Origin of the sequence: Aminobacter sp. Y103A, from assembly GCF_030294925.1 — a bacterium.
GTDB classification, from domain to species: domain Bacteria; phylum Pseudomonadota; class Alphaproteobacteria; order Rhizobiales; family Rhizobiaceae; genus Aminobacter; species Aminobacter ciceronei.
In genome coordinates this window covers 127,231-144,406 of the sequence record NZ_AP017986.1, presented here as the reverse complement: position 1 = coordinate 144,406, position 17,176 = coordinate 127,231, and the positions used below count along the sequence as shown (strand labels likewise).

Annotated in this window: 13 protein-coding genes and 1 pseudogene; 6 read left to right on the top strand and 8 right to left on the bottom strand. The window is 64.0% G+C overall.

Going from position 1 to position 17,176, the window contains the following annotated elements:
• Nucleotides 1-133: 133 nt before the first annotated feature.
• From Amn_RS00750 to Amn_RS00715, 8 genes are all read right to left on the bottom strand, one after another.
• Nucleotides 134-1,174, bottom strand: a complete 1,041-nt coding sequence (locus Amn_RS00750) for an ABC transporter substrate-binding protein (protein ID WP_067955562.1) — start codon at nucleotides 1,172-1,174, stop codon at nucleotides 134-136.
• Nucleotides 1,175-1,248: 74 nt separating this feature from the next.
• Nucleotides 1,249-1,515 carry a hypothetical protein gene (locus tag Amn_RS00745; protein ID WP_286294270.1) on the bottom strand — a complete coding sequence of 89 codons (267 nt, stop codon included), beginning with the start codon at nucleotides 1,513-1,515 and terminating at the stop codon, nucleotides 1,249-1,251.
• Nucleotides 1,516-1,926: 411 nt separating this feature from the next.
• The gene (locus tag Amn_RS00740) at nucleotides 1,927-2,724 is read right to left on the bottom strand and encodes a M55 family metallopeptidase (protein WP_067955565.1); all 798 of its coding nucleotides are present in this window, start codon (nucleotides 2,722-2,724) and stop codon (nucleotides 1,927-1,929) included.
• A 17-nt stretch (nucleotides 2,725-2,741) separates the two neighbouring features.
• Nucleotides 2,742-3,833, bottom strand: a complete 1,092-nt coding sequence (locus Amn_RS00735) for an aminotransferase class I/II-fold pyridoxal phosphate-dependent enzyme (protein WP_182574500.1) — start codon at nucleotides 3,831-3,833, stop codon at nucleotides 2,742-2,744.
• A gap of 8 nt (nucleotides 3,834-3,841) precedes the next feature.
• The gene (locus Amn_RS00730) at nucleotides 3,842-5,518 is read right to left on the bottom strand and encodes a serine hydrolase domain-containing protein (protein ID WP_286294266.1); all 1,677 of its coding nucleotides are present in this window, start codon (nucleotides 5,516-5,518) and stop codon (nucleotides 3,842-3,844) included.
• Nucleotides 5,519-5,555: 37 nt separating this feature from the next.
• On the bottom strand, nucleotides 5,556-6,428 hold the full coding sequence (locus Amn_RS00725) for an ABC transporter permease (RefSeq protein ID WP_067955573.1): 873 nt from the start codon (nucleotides 6,426-6,428) through the stop codon (nucleotides 5,556-5,558).
• Nucleotides 6,425-7,462, bottom strand: coding sequence for an ABC transporter permease (locus Amn_RS00720; protein ID WP_286294265.1), 1,038 nt, complete (start codon nucleotides 7,460-7,462; stop codon nucleotides 6,425-6,427). The genes Amn_RS00725 and Amn_RS00720 overlap by 4 nt, the downstream gene beginning before the upstream one ends.
• A 77-nt stretch (nucleotides 7,463-7,539) precedes the next feature.
• Nucleotides 7,540-9,468 carry an ABC transporter substrate-binding protein gene (locus Amn_RS00715; RefSeq protein WP_286294264.1) on the bottom strand — a complete coding sequence of 643 codons (1,929 nt, stop codon included), beginning with the start codon at nucleotides 9,466-9,468 and terminating at the stop codon, nucleotides 7,540-7,542.
• A gap of 125 nt (nucleotides 9,469-9,593) precedes the next feature.
• On the opposite strand from Amn_RS00715, the gene Amn_RS00710 reads away from it, so the two are divergent.
• From Amn_RS00710 to Amn_RS00680, 6 genes and pseudogenes are all read left to right on the top strand, one after another.
• The gene (locus tag Amn_RS00710) at nucleotides 9,594-10,547 is read left to right on the top strand and encodes a LysR family transcriptional regulator (protein WP_286294263.1); all 954 of its coding nucleotides are present in this window, start codon (nucleotides 9,594-9,596) and stop codon (nucleotides 10,545-10,547) included.
• 260 nt (nucleotides 10,548-10,807) lie between these two features.
• Nucleotides 10,808-12,687 (top strand): annotated as a pseudogene (locus tag Amn_RS32710) (ABC transporter ATP-binding protein).
• 48 nt (nucleotides 12,688-12,735) lie between these two features.
• The gene (locus tag Amn_RS00695; protein WP_286294261.1) at nucleotides 12,736-13,959 is read left to right on the top strand and encodes an alanine racemase; all 1,224 of its coding nucleotides are present in this window, start codon (nucleotides 12,736-12,738) and stop codon (nucleotides 13,957-13,959) included.
• Between the two features lie 67 nt (nucleotides 13,960-14,026).
• Nucleotides 14,027-14,368 (top strand): hypothetical protein, encoded by a 342-nt coding sequence (locus Amn_RS00690; protein ID WP_067955578.1) that lies wholly within the window; start codon nucleotides 14,027-14,029, stop codon nucleotides 14,366-14,368.
• Nucleotides 14,369-14,598: 230 nt separating this feature from the next.
• Nucleotides 14,599-15,465, top strand: coding sequence for a MurR/RpiR family transcriptional regulator (locus tag Amn_RS00685; RefSeq protein WP_286294260.1), 867 nt, complete (start codon nucleotides 14,599-14,601; stop codon nucleotides 15,463-15,465).
• A gap of 46 nt (nucleotides 15,466-15,511) precedes the next feature.
• Nucleotides 15,512-17,086: an ABC transporter substrate-binding protein gene (locus Amn_RS00680; RefSeq protein ID WP_286294258.1), complete on the top strand. Its 1,575-nt coding sequence runs from the start codon at nucleotides 15,512-15,514 to the stop codon at nucleotides 17,084-17,086.
• Nucleotides 17,087-17,176 lie beyond the last annotated feature (90 nt).

Sequence of the window (17,176 nt, the reverse complement as noted above, 5' to 3'; positions counted from 1 at the left end):
TACCCCTCATCGGGCGGCCGCGAAAGGCGCAGAATGCCGCAAGGGCTGTGACAGCGGCAAGAAAACGTTCGGGGCGTTGCCCCCGTCACACAGTGGCGGGCGGGAAAGCCATGCCTTCCCGCCCTGAAAGCAATTACATGCCGAACACTTCATTCCAGCGGTCGACCCATTCGGTCTTGGCCGTGTTCATCTTCTCGTAGTCGACCTGCTTCAGCGAGGCGATCATGTCGGCGCCGTAGGTCCACAGCTTGGCCTGCTCGGGCGTCAGCTCGACGGCCTTGACGACGGGCGCATCGACGCCGTTCTCGGCGGTCTTCTGCTGCACTTCCTTCGACAGCACGAAGTTGATGAACTCATGCGCCAGCTCGACATTGGCGGCGCCCTTCGGGATGTTGATGGTGTTCAGCGTTGCGATCGCGCCATCAGAGAGATTGGCCCATGCAGCGGTGGGCACGGCGGCCTGGATCTGGGCCAGCGTGAAGTCCTGCGCGACAGCCGCCGAGATTTCACCGGTTGAGAACAGGTTCACCAGCTCGGAGCCGGTGTTGTAGTTCTTGACGACGTTCGGCTTCAGCGCCTCGACAGCCTTGAAGGCGGCGTCGGCATCGGCAAAGGCGTCGACGCCGGCGTGGGTGCCGGCCACCATGACGGCCATCGGGCCGGCGGTGGTGGTGATACCGGGCAGCGACAGCGAGGCCTTGAAGTCTTCCTTCCAGAGGTCGTTCCACGAGGTGATCGGCGCCTTGACCTTGGCGCTGTCGTAGATCACGCCGACGCGGCCGATGGTGTAGGCCGGGCCGAATTCGCCCTGCGGTGCCTTGGCAAGATCGTAGAGACCTTCAAGGTTCGGCACCTTGGACTTGTCGATCGGCTGGAACAGGCCTTCCTTGATGCCGATCTGCGAGTAGGCATCCGTGAAGTAGGCGACGTCGACGCCCTCGCCATTGCGGATCTTGATCTTGTTGAGACGGTCGGCGTTGTTGCCGGTCTCGAACACGATCTCGCAACCGCATTTCTCCTTGAACGGCTTGACGATGTACTCGTCAAGCTTGTCGCCGTTGAAGCCCCACCAGGAGATGGTCAGGGTCTTGCCCTGGGCGAACGCCGGCGCAGCGACGAGGGTCGTCGCGAGGCCGGCAACGCCAGCCGCGAGGAGGGTGTGAAATCGTGTCATGGAAAGCCTCTGTTGTTTGACGCCCTGGCACCTGGGGGCGCACGGAGGGACAATTCAGCCTATTTTCGTGACAGCTAAGGTGCAACTCCAAATGTTGTGCAACGCACATCAAAATCTGCTGCATCCTGAGGCGGATAGGCGCTATTCTGGCGTTGCCGACCATGTTCGGTGGTCAACTCAACGTTGCCGCGGGCGACAGCATCCTCGCCCAGGATTATCGTGATCTTGAATTCATCGTCGTCGTCGACCTTACTGGCCAGAAGGAGCTGTTCGACAGAGCCGCCCGTCGCGATACCCGCATCCGTGGCGATCCATCCGACCATCATCAGCACTGCCGCCATGGCCAACCTCGGCATCGAGGCGCCACCCACCGACATCATCGTAAGACTCGACGCCAACGCCATTTCCGAGCCGGCTCGGGTCGGTCGCCTGGTGGCGGCGCTCGATGAAGATCCCGAGCTCAGGCTGGTCGGTAGCGCCGTGATGTTGACCGCCGACTGTGCGTGGACGATCCCTTTCCATTGTCCGTTCCATCATTGGACCATCGCCCTTCGCGCGCTAACGACGCCGAAGACCGGCGCCGGCTCCGCAAGAGCATCGTTGCCCGCATGCTCGCCAATCCTCCGGACGGAGCGTCGGACAAGCTCGCGCCTAATGCGCGATGCTTGCCGCTCGCCCCGGGCCGAACAGAGGAGGCCGGGGCGAAGCGGCTGGCGCACCCGTTCAGGCGCCGCCGGCCGTAAGCGTTTCCGCTACACGATGAAGCGAATGGCGCGTTGGATCTCGAAGAAATCACTGGCGCGGAAGCGCAATGTGCGCGGCGCCGGATGCTCGACGCCGGGATACCAGCTGACGCGATAGGCTTCGTGCGGGTTGGTGTATTCGACCACCAGCTCGAAGCTGTCGGCGAGTTTCGGCAGGCAGGATTTGAGGTCGCGCGACAGCGCTTCCTCGACGCCGGCGCGGATCGCAGCGACCGAGGCTTTTGGGGTCAGCGATCTTGTGGCCGGGCCAAACCCCTCGCTCGTCGCAACCGTGCCGATGCGCGGCACCAGAAGCTTGGCTTCCGCGCACATGCCGGCATCGCCTGACAGGAACACCGACGGCACCCCATAACGCGCCGCACAAAGCGCATTGAGCGTGTACTCGGATGCCACCTCGCCATTGATCAGGAGCCGCGATACGGTGCCGGTCAGCGTATGCGCCAGCGGATTGGTGTCGGTGCCAGCCTTGTTGTGATAGCCGGTGTAAAGCGCCGCCGAAAAGCTGTCGTCGATGCCGAACATCATCATATCCGGGTGACCGCTCCAATCCCTGACGATCGTGACATAGGCCGGCAGCTTCGACAGGATCAGGTTGCGCCCGGTGGAATGCGCGTCCTTGACCAGCACTTCCTTCGCGCCGGCAGCCTTGGCGCCCTCGCAGGCCGCCACCAGTTCGTCGGTCATGTATTCGCGGAATTCTTCGTAGGCGGCATGTCCCTTGCGGGCCTCGTCCCACACGGTAATGCCGGCGGTGCCTTCGATGTCGGCGCTGATGAACACCTTCATGATCGTAATCCTCGGTTCTAGAGAAGCTCAGCCATCGACCGCAGCAGCCGGTCGATCTGGTCGGGGGAATGCTCGGAAAACACCGCCAGCCGCATGCTCGGCACATCCGACGCGTCGGAATAGCCGCCCGGCTGCTGGACCCTGACGATGATGTCGCGCTCGGCAAGACGATCGCGCAGGAGTTCGAGGTCGGTGACGCCCTTGATGGTGACGATCGGCACCGGCGTGTCGGCGACCTCGAAGCCGAGGCCGCGCAGGCCGCTGCGCATCCGGCTGACATTGCGGGACAGCCTGGAACGCCTGTCCGTCGTCTGCAGGATCCGCAACGACGCTGCGGCGGCGGCAGCCAATCCGGGCGGTGCGGGTGAGGCGCCGCGCATGATCATCGCGTTGCGGGTGATCTTTTCGGCCAAGGTCGCGTCGCCGGGAACGACCCCGCCCAGCGCACCAAACGCCTTGCTCATCGTGCCGGCGAGGAAGTTGCCCTCGCCTTCGAGCCCGGCATGCTGCAGCGACCCGCGCCCGGTCTCGCCGAGCACGCCGACACCGTGGGAATCGTCGATGCACAGCAACGCGCCGTCGTAAGGTGCCATCGCCTGCCTGAGGTCGTTGAGCGGCGCCAACCGGCCGGAGGACGGAAACACCCCGTCAGTCAGCACGGCCGGCCTCTGCCCGACCCCGACATGCAGCGCCAGCTGCGCTGCCAGGTCATTGGCATCGCCATGGCGGAACTCATGCACTGGCTTGCCCAGCGTCGGGATCGCGTCGCGGGTGCTGTAATGCGTCGCGGCATCGATGAAGACGAGGTCGAAATCCTCACGCAGCCCCTGCAGCAGCACCATCGGGCTGGTGTAGCCCGATATCATGTAAACGACCTCCTCGGTGCCGAACCATTGGCGCAGCCGCTCCTGCAAATCGGCATAGACCTGCATGTGAGCCAGCGTGCCCGGCCCCATGCCATACTGCCTGGTGGCAGCGCAGGCCGCCTCGATCACCTCGGGGTGGCCGTGCAGGCAGAAATAGGAGGTGCCGCAGTAATAGTCGACCTCGCGCCCGGCGATGACCATGCGGGAGCCGATCGGCGACTCCATCTTGAAAGGTGCGGTCATGCTGCTGCTCAGGCCGCCTCCGCCCGGGACAAGGGGCGCCGCTCGAGAAACATCGGCCCGACGCGGATGCCGCGCCTGCCGTGATCGTCGACGGCATCGAGCTCCAGGATTTCGTCCTCATAAAGCTTGCCATGCATGCGGAAGCGCCCTTCGCCCACCGGCTCGCAGCTGTGGGTGCAGAAATACTCGATCAGGCATTTCAGCCCGCCATGGCTGTAGCTGAGATAGGTGATGTTGAAGTCAGGGCCGTACTCGCCGAGATGCGGCTCGATCTCCTCCGGCACGGTCTCGTCGGCAGGCGCCTCGATGCGCGTCCAGCTGGCATCCTTCCAGACCAGCTTGCCCGGCTCGGGAAAGGACAGGTTCATGTGCGCATAGCCGGCGCCGCGGCCATAGATGCGGCCGTCGATGACGAAGTCCTTGCCTGATACTGGCCGGATCTGCAGCGGCACGCCGTCGCCCATCAGATAGAGCTTGCCAGCCTTCGCCTTGACCTCGACGACCTCCTGCGTGGCATCGTCGCTGTAATAGCCGGGCAGGGTCCTGAACTGCTCGTCGGCGATGACGGGCGGACGCTGCAGGCGCTGCAACGGCTTGCCCATCTTGCGCTCTGCAAGGGCTATGCGCAGACCATCGACGCCGAGGCGTGAGGCGATCTGGTTGGCGAAATCGAGCGTCGCGAACATCAGCACGCCGATGCCGGCACCGGGCAGGATCAGCATGTGCGAGGCATAGCCATAGACCGCGCCGCCATGGCCGACCGACTCCCAGCCGTCGACCTCGCCGGCGCCGTAGCACAGGCCATATCCGGCCATCGACTTGTCAAGGCTGTCGGGGCGTTTGCCGAATGGCGCCCACATCTCGCGCAGCGAGGCCGGCGAGATGATCGAGTTGCCCTCGGCATTGAAGCCGCCGCGCAGCAGGCACTGGACGTAGCGCGCCATGTCGCCGGTCGTGGAGAAGATGTTGCCCGCAGGCGAGCCGCCGAGGCTGAACACCGGCGCCGGCGTGTCGCCGTCCAGGGTCCACATGTCGGCGGGCGCCAAGCGTTCGCGGATGCCTGAAGCCATGCCGCAGGACGACTGGTTCATGCCGAGCGGCTTCATGATGTTTTCTGAGACATAGTCGGAATAGCTCTGGCCGGTCACCACCTCGATGACCCGCCCGACCACGGCGATGCCGGCATTCGAATAATGCATGATGCCGATGCTCGGATCCTGCTTCAGCGTCGAGCTGGCGAGCTCATTGACCGTATCCTCGAGCGGCGGCCGGGTGGCGTCGAGATAGTGGCCGCTCTTCGGCTCGCGCACCAGTCCGGAGGTGTGCGTCATCAGCTTGCGCAGGCTGATCACCGAACCATGCGGACCAGCTTCGGCGCCGGCGAACGGGTTGATCGGATGGAAGCCGGGCAGGTAGGTCGAGACGTCGACATCGATGTCGACGAGCCCCTTCTCGACAAGCTGCATCATCGCCAGCGAGGTGAAGGTCTTGGTGATCGAACCGATGCGGAAGCAGGTGTCTTCGCGCATGTCGAAATGGCGGTCGCTCCGCTGGATGTGCCCCTCAGCCAGCACGCCGTCGCGGTCGACGAGTGCATAGGAGATCGACGGGATCGCCTTGTCCTCGACCTCGTAGCGGATCAGGTCCTCGAACAGCTCGATCGATGCGGCGGACAGGGAAGGCATGGCAAATGCTCCTTGAGCTGAAAAGATGGGGGAAATTTCAGTGGGAATGGCGGGGGTCGAGCATGTCGCGCAACGCGTCGCCGACAAGGTTCCACGACAGCACGAACAGGAAGACGGCAGCACCTGGGAAGGCAAGCGTGTACCAGAACTGGAACGGGTTGCCGGGCTGGCCGACGATCCAGTTGCGCGAATAGGCGATGAACTGGCCCCAGTCGGCATAACCTTCCTCGGTGCCGACACCGAGGAAGCTGAGCGCGGACGCCGACAGCACCATCGAGCCGGTGGCCATGGTCGCCAGCACCAGCACCGGGAACATGGCATTGGGCAGGATGTGCAGCACGATCAGCCTGAGGTCGCTGGCGCCATAGGCGCGCGCCGCGTGGATGTAGTCCATCTCGCGGATTCTGAGGATCTCGCTGCGCACGATTCGGGCGTAGCTCATCCAGCCGAAGGTTGTCAGCGCGATGGTGATCGGCCAGATGCCCTTGCCGAGCAGTGCGGTCAGCACCATTGCGGCGATCAGGAACGGCACAGCCATGAACACGTCGACGATGCGCATCAGCACCTCTTCGACCAGCCCGCCATAATAGGCGGCGACAGCACCGATCACCGTGCCGATCAGCACCGAGATGGCAACGACGCCGAGGCCGATCTTGAAGGCGGTGCGGGTGCCCCACACGACGCCGTAGAAGATGTCGTACTGGCCTTGCGTGGTGCCGAACAACGCATCACGCGACGGCGGCATCGGCGTCGCCAGAAAGCCGGCGCGCGGCGTGTCGTAGGGCGACAGCTGGAAGCTCTGCGGCGGCGCCAGCATCGGCGCAAAGATGGCAATCAGCACGAAGGCCAGAAGGATCACGACGCCGAGCAGCGACACCGGATTGCGCGCGAGGTAGCGAAGAAACTTCATTGCGTCTTCACCCTCGGATCGAGCAGCGGATAGATCAGGTCGACGATCAGGTTCATCAGCACCAAAACGACCGCGAAATAGAGGCCGAAGCCGAGAACCGCCGGGAAGTCGAGATTGGCCGCGGTCTTGGCGGCAAACTGGCCGAGCCCGGCATAGTCGAAGATGGTCTCGGTGATGACGACGCCGCCCATCATGACGGCAAGCTCCATGCCGGCGATGGTCGCCACCGGCAAAAGCGCGTTGCGCCGGGCGTGCTTGAGTTCGACCACGCGGCGCGGCAGGCCCTTGGCGCGGGCGGTGCGGACATAATCCTGACGCAGCGTCTCGAGCATCGAGGTACGCATCACCCGCGTCATCGAGGCAACGTTGACATAGGTCAGCGTGATGACAGGGGCTGCGAGGTGGCGCAGCGAATCGACGAAGATCGCCCAGTTGCCGTTCAGGATCGAATCGACGGTGTTGGCGCCGGTGTAGCGGACGAAATCACCGGAGCTGACGGTCGTCTGCGCCCATTGGCTGAGCCGGCCGGGCGGGAACCAGTCGAGCGCCGAGTAGAACACCAGAAGCATCAGCAGGCCGAAGACATAGACCGGAAACGACCAGCCCAGGATGGTGAAGATGCGGATGGCGTGGTCGGGCCAGCGGTTGAGGTGGATGCCGGCGCGGGAACCCAGGAAAACCGCGAGCAGCAGGCACGGAATGAACGCCAGCACCACCAGTTCCAGCGTTGCCGGAAACAGCGACATCAGCGCCGTCGACACCGGCTGGCGGGCTGTTTCCGACCAGCCGAGATTGCCGGTCAGCACGCCGCCGATCCAGCGGCCATACTGGATGTAGAAGGGATCGTTCAGCCCGTACTGCTCGATCATCCGGCGGATGCTTTCCTGGCCACCCTTGAGGTAGTCGGGCGACGGCGCATAGGCCGCCAGGCGCTGCGTCGGCGATAGCGACATCTGCAGCGCAAAGATCATCAACGACAGCGCGAACAGGACGATGGGCAGCATCATCAGTCGTCTGAGGGCGTAGGTCAGCACAGGTGCACGGGTTCCGGTTTCGGGGAAAACAAGCAATACGCCGGGCGAAGAGGATCGCCCGGCGTATTGGCCGCCAATCAGTCGTTGGCCTTGGTCACCGGGTAGAAGTCCCAGGCACCGTAGAGGATCATGTTGTCGACATAGCCGTCGATGTTGCTACGGGTGACGACGTAGCCGAAGTCCTCCCACAGGAACTGCGTGGTGGCGTATTCGAAAGACATGTCCTGCAGCTTGGCGTAGATCGGCTCACGCACGGCCGGGTCGTTCGAGGCCCAGGCCTCATCGAGCAGCGGCTTGAATTTCTCCGCCATCAGGTCGCGGTAGCCCTGGCCGACCATGCCGCCGACGAGGCCGGTGGGCGAGAGGTAGTAGGATGCCGCACCGAGTGGGCCGCCCGGATCGGAATAGTCGGGACCCCACCCCATCACCGTCAGCGGCGCCGCCGGCTTTTCGCGGTTGTTGAGCTTGTCAGAGACGGACGCCCAAGGCAGTGCCTGGATCTGCATCTTGAACTTCGGGTTGATGCGCGACAGGCCCATCTGCAGCGCCGACAGGGCTGCCGTCAGCTGCGGATTGCCCTCGGTCACATAGGCGGTGAAGGTGAAACCGACGTCCCACAGCTTGCCGCCAAAGGCCTTCTTGAAGTGCTCCTCGGCCTTGGCAGGGTCGTAGCTGTAGATGGGTGAATCCGGGCGGTAGCCCATGATGCCGCGCACCGTCGGCCCACGCGACTGCACCGTCTTGCCGAGCAGCACCTGGTTGATCAGCGCGTCGTAGTTCTGGGCGTAGTTGAAGCCCTTGCGCACGTCGATGTCGGCGAAGAAGTCAGGCGGGATGCCTTGACCGTCCAGCTTGCCGCTGCCGATAGCGGGATTGTCGTTGTCGTCGAGCGGCCAGGCGAAAAAGATGCCGCGCGAGAACACCTTCTGCAGGCCGTCAATGACCTTGACGCCTTCGGTCTTGCTGAGCTCGTCGATGAACTCGACGGGAGCCGCGACGAAATCGGCATCGCCCGACAAGAGCTGCAGGCGCCGCGTCGTCCATTCCGGCACCGTGCGCATGACCACGCGCTCGAGCTTGGCCGGACCCTGGAAGTAGTTGTCGAAGCGCTTCAGCGTGATGCGGCGGTCGGTGCGGTCCCATTCCTCGAGCATGAACGGACCGGTGCCGTTTTCCTCGGCGAACAGCGGATTGGCGCCGAGCTCCGGGCGGTAGTGCGCCTTCCAGTTGTCGCCCGAACCGTCCCAGCCGCCGACCGAGGCGACCCATTCCTTGTCCAGGATGGAGGTGCCAAAAGGCAACGCGATGACGCCGAGCGTCGCCGGGAACGACTTCGGCAGCTTGAGCGTGACGTTGTCGCCGTCGACGACGATCTGCTCCGACAGCTGGTCATAGACCTTGCGCAGCGTCTCGGGGCTGGCCTCGGCGAAGGTCTTGACCTTGCCTTCCGTCTCCACCCACTTGGCGATGTCGGTGTATTTGCCCGCCGTGATCACCTCGGTAATCGCGTTCGACATCCAGGACTGGCCCTGCAGGATGGCGCGCAGCAGCGAATAGCGCACGTCATCGGGCGTGATCTGGCCGTAGCCTGGCGCTATCGCCGCCTTCTGGGCGTCGGTCAGCTTGTCGTAATACTCCCAGGTGATCTTGCCGTCGGCGCCCTTGACGCCGACCTTGTGGGCAAAGACGCCCTTGCGGATCGGGAAGGTGTAGCTCACCGAACCGTCGTCGCCCTGCTTGATCAGGCCGTTTTCCAGCGACGGCACCTCCGTCGACAGCGACGGTACGAACTCGGAAATCTTCGAACCGTTGAAGTTGAGCAGGCGGCTGTAGATGTTCAGTGCGCCATAGGAGCTCGGCGTGTTGGCGATGTAGGCCGGATCAAACGACTGGATGTCGTCGGTCCACATGAAGACGAATGTGCCGGGGTTCTTTGTCTCGGCCATGACAGGCGCAGCCGTGACGGCAAGCCCCATGCCCATAGCCAACGCTAAGGCTAGTTTCATCATCGTTCCCTTCTGATGGCGGAGGAAGTTTTCTTCTTCTCGTTACGGAAAGGCTAGAAGAGCGCTTGCCGGTCTGTCCAATGTGTAGATAGGATGGACTATGCAAAACACGCATGAGGGCCGGCATGGAACTGCAATGGCTTGAAGATTTCCTGGAAATAGCCGCGACACGCAATTTCTCGACCGCCGCCACTGCGCGCAACATTTCGCAGCCGGCCTTCAGCCGTCGCATCAAATCGCTGGAAAGCTGGATCGGCGCCGACCTCATCGACCGCAGCACCTATCCGGTGCAGCTGACCCGGGCGGGCAACATGTTCCTGCCCGGCTGTCAGCGGCTGGTGCGCGAGGCCTACCGGTTGCGCACCGACTGCCGCAATGTCGCCGGCGAAAGCTCGGCAATGCTGACCTTCACCGCGCTGCACACGCTGGCGATGTACTTTTTTCCGAAGTGGATCAGCTCGCCGCTGATTTCGCGCATGCCGCTGCGCACCAGCATGCACGCGGCCGATTTTCTCGAAAGCGTCGACCATCTGTGCTCGGGGCAGTGCGACTTCTGCATCACCTATGTCCATCCCGACGGCCCGCCCGTTCTTGAAGGCGGACCTTTTGAATCGTTGCAGATCGGCAAGGACAGGCTTGTTCTGGTCTCGGGAACCGACGAAAACGGCCGCGCCCTGTTCGACATCGACGTGCCCGAAAGCACCGAGATTCCTTACCTCGCCTACTCCTGGAGCGACGGCTACATCGGCAAGCTGGCGACGCTGGTACAGTCGCGCTGGCGCCGCCCGCTCAATCTCAGCACCGTCTACCAGTCGGCGCTTGCCGACGGCCTGAAGCACATGGCAGTCGCCGGGCGCGGCGTCGCCTGGCTGCCGCAGATCTGCGTCGCCGAAGCGATGAAGCAGGGCCAGCTCGTCCAGATCGGCGGCCAGCAGATGGCGCTGGAAATGGAGATCCGCATTTTCCGGCGCGCCGGCGCGGGCAGCCATGACGGCGACGCCCTGTGGCAGCATCTCAAGGAATGCGCCGAACTGCCCCAGTACCGAAGCAGTCTCGATGCCACGCTGGACGCCGCCTGACCGATCGGGATGCCCCGAATGGCTGGTCCGGCTTGCTATGCGAAGACAGGCGATACGATGCGTGATGCGCATAGTTTTGGCCGACCCAATTGCGGCGCCTTGATTTCACTGGCTTTTGCGCCGGCGCGTCACGTCACCGGCCAGACATGACCGCTCCAGGGCGGGCCACTACCCCCTGCCCGCCTATTGACAGGACGCGGCGCCGTTGCGTTCGATGCCCCGACACGACATCTCGTCGTTGAAACCGGGTCCATGCGCCGATGATCCCTGCCAACTCCGCCCCACCCGAACTGCCCGAGGATGTCATCCTGTCGGTTGAGGATCTCGAAGTCTCCTTCGCTGTCCGCTCCCGCGCACCTTTCCGCGCCGTGCGCGGCATCTCCTTCACCATTTCGCGCGGCGAGACGGTGGCGCTGGTCGGCGAGTCCGGCTCGGGCAAGTCGGTGACGGCAATGACGATCATGCGGCTGACCGAATATGATGGTGCCGCCATCACCGGCGGACGGGTACTGATGCGCCTCAAGGACGGCAAGGTCGCCGACCTCGCCAAGCTCTCCGAAAAGCGCGTCGAGGCACTCAGGGGCGCCGAAATTTCGATCGTCTTCCAGGATCCGATGTCGAGCCTGAACCCGGTCTTCACCGTCGGCGACCAGATCGCCGAGGCCGTCGTCCACCATCAGGGCAAGACACCGGAGCAGGCGCGCCAGATCGCGCTCAACACGCTCAAGCTGGTGCGCGTACCCGATGCCGAACGCCGCCTCGACCAGTATCCGCACCAGCTCTCCGGCGGCATGCGCCAGCGCGTGATGATTGCCATCGCGCTCGCCTGCCGGCCGTCGCTGATGATCCTCGACGAGCCGACAACGGCGCTCGACGTGACCATCCAGGCGCAGATCCTCGATCTTGTTCGCGCCTTGCAGCAGGAGATCGGCATGTCGGTATTGTTCATCACCCATGACATGGGCGTCGTCGCCGAGGTCGCCGACCGGGTCTGCGTCATGCTTAAGGGAGAGATCGTCGAGACGGGAACCGTCTACGACGTCTTCGCCAAGCCTAGGCACGCCTATACGCGCGCGCTGATCTCGGCAGTGCCGCGCCTCGGCAGCATGGCCGACAAGGACGCGCCCGAAAAGTTCCCGCTCTTGGTGTTCGAACCGGAGCGCCAGCTCGCCGAGGCAGGCAAATGAACGCATCCTCCCCAATGAAAGAGGTTGGCCGGCCGCTGGTCGAAGTGCGCAACCTGGTCACCCGCTTCGACCTCAAGACCGGCCTGTTCGGCCATGTCTCCGGCCGCGTCCATGCCGTTGAAAACGTCTCCTTCGACATCTTCCCCGGCGAGACACTGGCGCTGGTCGGCGAGTCGGGCTGTGGCAAGTCAACCGTCGCGCGGTCGATCATGCAGCTCGACAAGCCACGCTCCGGCTCGATCCGCTTCGACGGCGTCGAACTTGTCGGCGCGCCGCGGCAAGTGGTGGCGAAGTTTCGACGCCAAGCCCAGATGGTCTTCCAGGACCCGTTCTCCTCGCTCAATCCGCGCATGACCATCGAGCAGTCGCTGATCGACCCGATGCGGGTGCACAAGCTCGGCTCCTTGGAGAGCATGCGGGCCCGCGCTGCCGAGCTGATGGCCAAGGTCGAGCTCGCGCCGGAGCTGCTGGAACGTTACCCGCACGCCTTCTCCGGCGGCCAGCGCCAGCGCATCTGCATTGCCCGCGCCCTTGCCCTCCGCCCGCGCCTGATCGTCGCCGACGAGGCGGTCGCCTCGCTCGACGTCACCATCCAGGCACAGGTCATCAACCTTTTGATGGATTTGCAGCGCGACATGCAGATCGCGCTTTTGTTCATCAGCCACGACATGGCCGTGGTCGAGCGCATCGCCCACCGGGTCGCAGTGATGTATCTCGGCGAGATCGTCGAGATCGGCGACCGCCGCTCGATCTTCGGCAACCCACAGCACCCCTACACGCGCAAGCTTTTGTCGACGGTGCCGATCGCCGATCCGACGCGCCGTCCCGAAGGACGAGTGCCAATGTCGGACGAAATCCCGAGCGCCATGCGCGCGCCCGACTTCGTGCCCGTCGAGCTGCCGATGCACCAGATCTCATCCACCCACTACGTAAGACAGGTGGCCGCGGGCTGACGACTGCCTTATCAAGCATTCCCTATTTCAAATCAGAGCATTCCCAACATGACCCCTTCGAACATGTCGTTGGCGGCCGCCCCTGCGTCCGCCAACACAAGCCCCGACATTGCCGCATCCCAAGCGCAGCTGAAGATCGAGGGCCTTAGGCGCCCGGCTGCGGCGGAATGGCCGACACCCTATGTCGAGGTCGACGAGACGCGCTTGGCCCGCAACATGCAGGCGATGCAGGCCCGCGCCGATGCTGCAGGGCTCGTCATGTTCCCGCACGTCAAGACGCACAAGAGCATCGACCTGGCGAAGCGGCAGCTGGCGCTTGGCGCCCGTGGCATCACCGCCTCCAAGCCAAGCGAGGCACTGGTCTTCGTCGAGGCCGGCATCCCCTCGATCATCGTCGCCTATCCGATCGTCAATGCCGGTTCGCTCGACCGCCTGCTGCCGGCGGTGAAGGCGCACGGCACCGAACTGCGCACGATTGCCGCAAGCGAAATGGGCGTCGACGCGCTCTCCACCGCTGCCGTGCGCCACGGCGTCGACATCGGCGTCTTCCTCAAGGTCGATGTCGGTCTCGGTCGCGTCGGCCTCAAGCCGAACGATCCCGCGGCGATCGCTGTCTGCCAAAAGATCGCCGCAGCACCCGGCCTGCATTTCGCCGGCCTGCTGTCGCATGCCGGCCATTCCTATGCCGCTACCGATTCCGAAAACCTCGCCGCGGTTGCCCGCACCGAGGCGGCAGCACTAACCGGCCTCGCCGCCATGCTGAAGGGCCTGAGCATCGATGTACCCTGCCTGTCGGTCGGGGCGACGCCGACCTGTCTCGGCGCGCCGCTGCAGGCAGTCGACTGCATCCGCCCTGGCAACTACGTCTTCCTCGACGGCACCGCCCTCCGCCTCGGCATCTGCAGTGCCGACGATCTGGCGCTTTCGGTGGTGGCTCGTGTCGTTGCCGCCAACGACACACATTTCATCATCGATACCGGCTCCAAGACGATGAGCTCAGACCGTGGCGCCCATGGCATGGGCGGCAACGGCTTCGGCATCGTCATCGGCGCCGACGCCGGCAGCGGCGCTGGCGTGTGGACGCTCGAACGCATGTCGGAGGAGCACGGCTTCGTACCCGCGGGAGGTCGCACCCTGCCGCTCGGCAGCCGCGTCAGGGTGTTCCCCAATCACTCCTGCGCCACCATCGCCAATTTCGACAGTTTTGTCCTCCGCCGTGACGAGGGCGAAGTGCTGACGCTGCCGGTCAACGCCCGCAGCTGCCAGACCTGAGCTGACGCGCGAGCGCTCACCTGGGCACCTGGTTCCAATCTCCGGCCGGGCTTGTTACTCTTGCCCGATGAAGGCAATTGCTCTTGCTTCAGCGAGGACCACACTGTTCCTCGCCCTGGCCGCCGCGGCCGGCTGCGTATCCGGGCCAGGCTCGGTCGGACCAGTTGATCCGCTGAAATACGACGCCATGGCCTGTGCTGAACTCGATGTCGTCATGGGCACCACGGCATCAAGCATTTCGCGCACCGCGATCAGCCGCGGCACCGTCGGCCAGTGGAACGTTCCGGCATGGGCGCCGGGCGGCACCAAGGCCATCACTGCCATCCAGGACAGGCAGACGGCCAGGATCGACGGCCTGCGGCAGGAGCAGGCCGCCATCGACTCTGTCAGAAAGCGCAAATGCCGCTAGGCAATTGCCGCGCAACACGCCGACACTTTCCACCTCTTCCAGCCGCTCGGCATCAACGTTGCCAGACGAATGCCCCAGCGGCGCCGTTCTCATGCAATCGCCCATCCCCAGCGCTACTGCCGGCGGTGCAGCGCATCGGCGAAGCTTCCGTATATCCTGCAATGTCAGAAAAATAACACTATTGATTCGATTTCAGAAAACTGACAATCTTATTTGCAGGAGGAGAACAGATGAGCGGAACGGTACGCCAGCGATTGACGGACAGCCTGCAGAGCGGCGCGGGGGCGAGCCGCGCCATCGCCACCTACATGTTGGCCAATCTCAGCGAACTGCCGTTCGAAACCGCGATGACCGTCGCCGAAAAGGTCGGCGTCAGCGAACTGACGGTCGGGCGTTTCTGCCGCTCGATCGGGTACCAGCACTTCAAGGACCTCAAGGCCGACCTCAAGGTCGATGTCTCCGACAGCCCGTGGCTGATCGGCGACCGGCTGCGCGAGTTCCAAGCGAGCACCCGCGAAGGTGGCGGCGACCTGGCAAGAAGCCTCGAGCTCGAACTCGCCGCCACCGTTCGGGTCTATGAGCTGGTTCGGACGCCGCAATGGTCCGCCGTGGTCAAGCGCCTTGCGACAGTGAACAACGTCTTCATCGCCGGTTTCCAAAGCGAGCGCGGCATCGCCGCGACAATGGCCCACCTGCTCCAGTATGTCAGGGACGGCGTGCATCTCGCCGACCATTCCTCGGGCATTTTTTCCGAGGTGCTGCTCGCCGACCCGAAAGCCTCGGCGCTCGTCATGTTCGACGCGCGCCGCTATTCCCGCCAGGCCGCGCTCCTGGCGCAAAGGTCCCGCGACGCCGGCATGCCGGTGACACTCGTCACCGACCTGTTCTGCGACTGGGCGCATGACTGCACCACAGAGGTCTTTGCAGTACCTTCGGAGATCAACCTGTTCTGGGACACCAACGGGCCGATGCTGACGCTCGTCCACCTGATGGTCAATGGCATCATCGGCGAGCTCGGGCCGAAGGTCGAGCAACGGCTCGACCGGATGTCCGGTCTCTATGGCGATTTCGTCGGCCACGCCGGCCGCAAGACGTAGCACCGACACCGCCACACGATCCACAACGCAACCTTGGGAGGGGTTCATGAACCGTCGCTGGTTCCTATTTTCTGCATCCGCTATTTCGCTTGGCATCGCTGTCGGGCTGTTTTCGCCCGCGCACGCATTGGCGGAAACCGAGGCGGTGATCGTGATCGGGCGCCAGGAGTCGGGCGCCGCCAGCTATGATCCGATCCGCGCCGTCACCCTCAACATGGCCGCCGGGCTGATCTACGACCGCCTCGTCGAGCAGGCGGCCGACCAGTCCTATCATCCGCATCTCGCCAGCTCCTGGGAGGTCAGTCCCGACGGTATGAGCTGGACCTTCGAATTGCGCAAAGACGTGACCTTTACCGACGGCGAGCCGTTCAACGCCCAGACCATCGCCTGGTGGATCCCCAAGTTCAAAGGCACCGAAAACGAATACATGGTCGATGCCATCGAGAGCGTCGAGGTCGTCGCCGACCACACAGTGCGCTTCATCCTGAAGCGTCCCGAGCCGAACCTGATCTTCAACCTCGCCATGACGAACATGGGCGTCCCGAGCCCGAAGGCCTATGAGGCGGGCGGCCAGGACTACGGCGTGACCGAGGCCGTCGGCACCGGCCCCTACAAGCTCGAGAGCTTCGTCGTCGGCCAGGAAACCGTGCTCGTCGCCAATGAGGACTACAGCTGGGGCAGCGCGCTGACGGAAAACAGAAGCGCGCCGTACATCAAGCGCCTGACCGCGCGCGAAATCCCCGACGCTTCGACCGCCTTCCTCGAACTCAAGACCGGCGGCGTCGACATGCTGCTCGACGTGCCGACCGACTTCCTGCCGCAGCTGAAGGACGAGGCAGACATCGATCTGAGGGAGCTTCCCGGCTATGGCGTGACCCTCGTTACCATCAACACCCAGGCTGCCCCCTTCACCGACATCCGCGTGCGGCAGGCGACAGCACTTGCCATCGACCAGGCCTCGATCCTGAAGAGCGTCTATGGCGGGGTCGGCAAGGAGGCGCACCAGTTCCTGGTCGCCGCACTGGGCGAGGCAAATGTCGATCCGGCACTGCAGATCAGGCATGACCCAGCCAAGGCAGCCAGCCTGCTCGACGAGGCCGGCTGGGCTCGCGGCGCCGACGGTGTTCGTGTCAAGGACGGCAAGCCGCTCAAGGTCAAGCTCTGGGCCCGGGCCGACACCGAATACAAGCGCACGGCCGAAATCATCCAGGCACAGCTCAAGGCCGTCGGCGTGAAAGCCGAGATCACCGTGTTCGACGCCGGCACCTACCGCAGCCAGTTCCTCAAGCCCGAGCGCGAGCTGGTGCTTGCGCCCTATTCCTGGACCAACGCCGACATCCTCGACTGGTTCTTCAGTGCCAAGCGCCTGGATTCCTGGAACCTGTCGATGTGGAACGACCCGAAGTCGGAGGAGTTGCGTGAACTCGCCATGTATGGCTCGAAGTCGTGGGACGAGCGCGTCGTCAACTTCCGGAACTTCCACGGCCAGCTGCTCGCCAATTTCGTCGGTGTACCGGTGCACGAACCGGCCCAGACGATGGTTTTCAACAAGACGAGGCTTTCGGTACCCCAGCCGTTCCGGGCGCCCTACTCGCTCGTCGACGTCAAACCCGCCGACTGACGGCCAGACGTCACCTGAACCGAAAGACGGCATCGGACCATCATGCGGCGCAACAGTGCCGCATGCCTGCCACCGCACGCAGCAATGAAA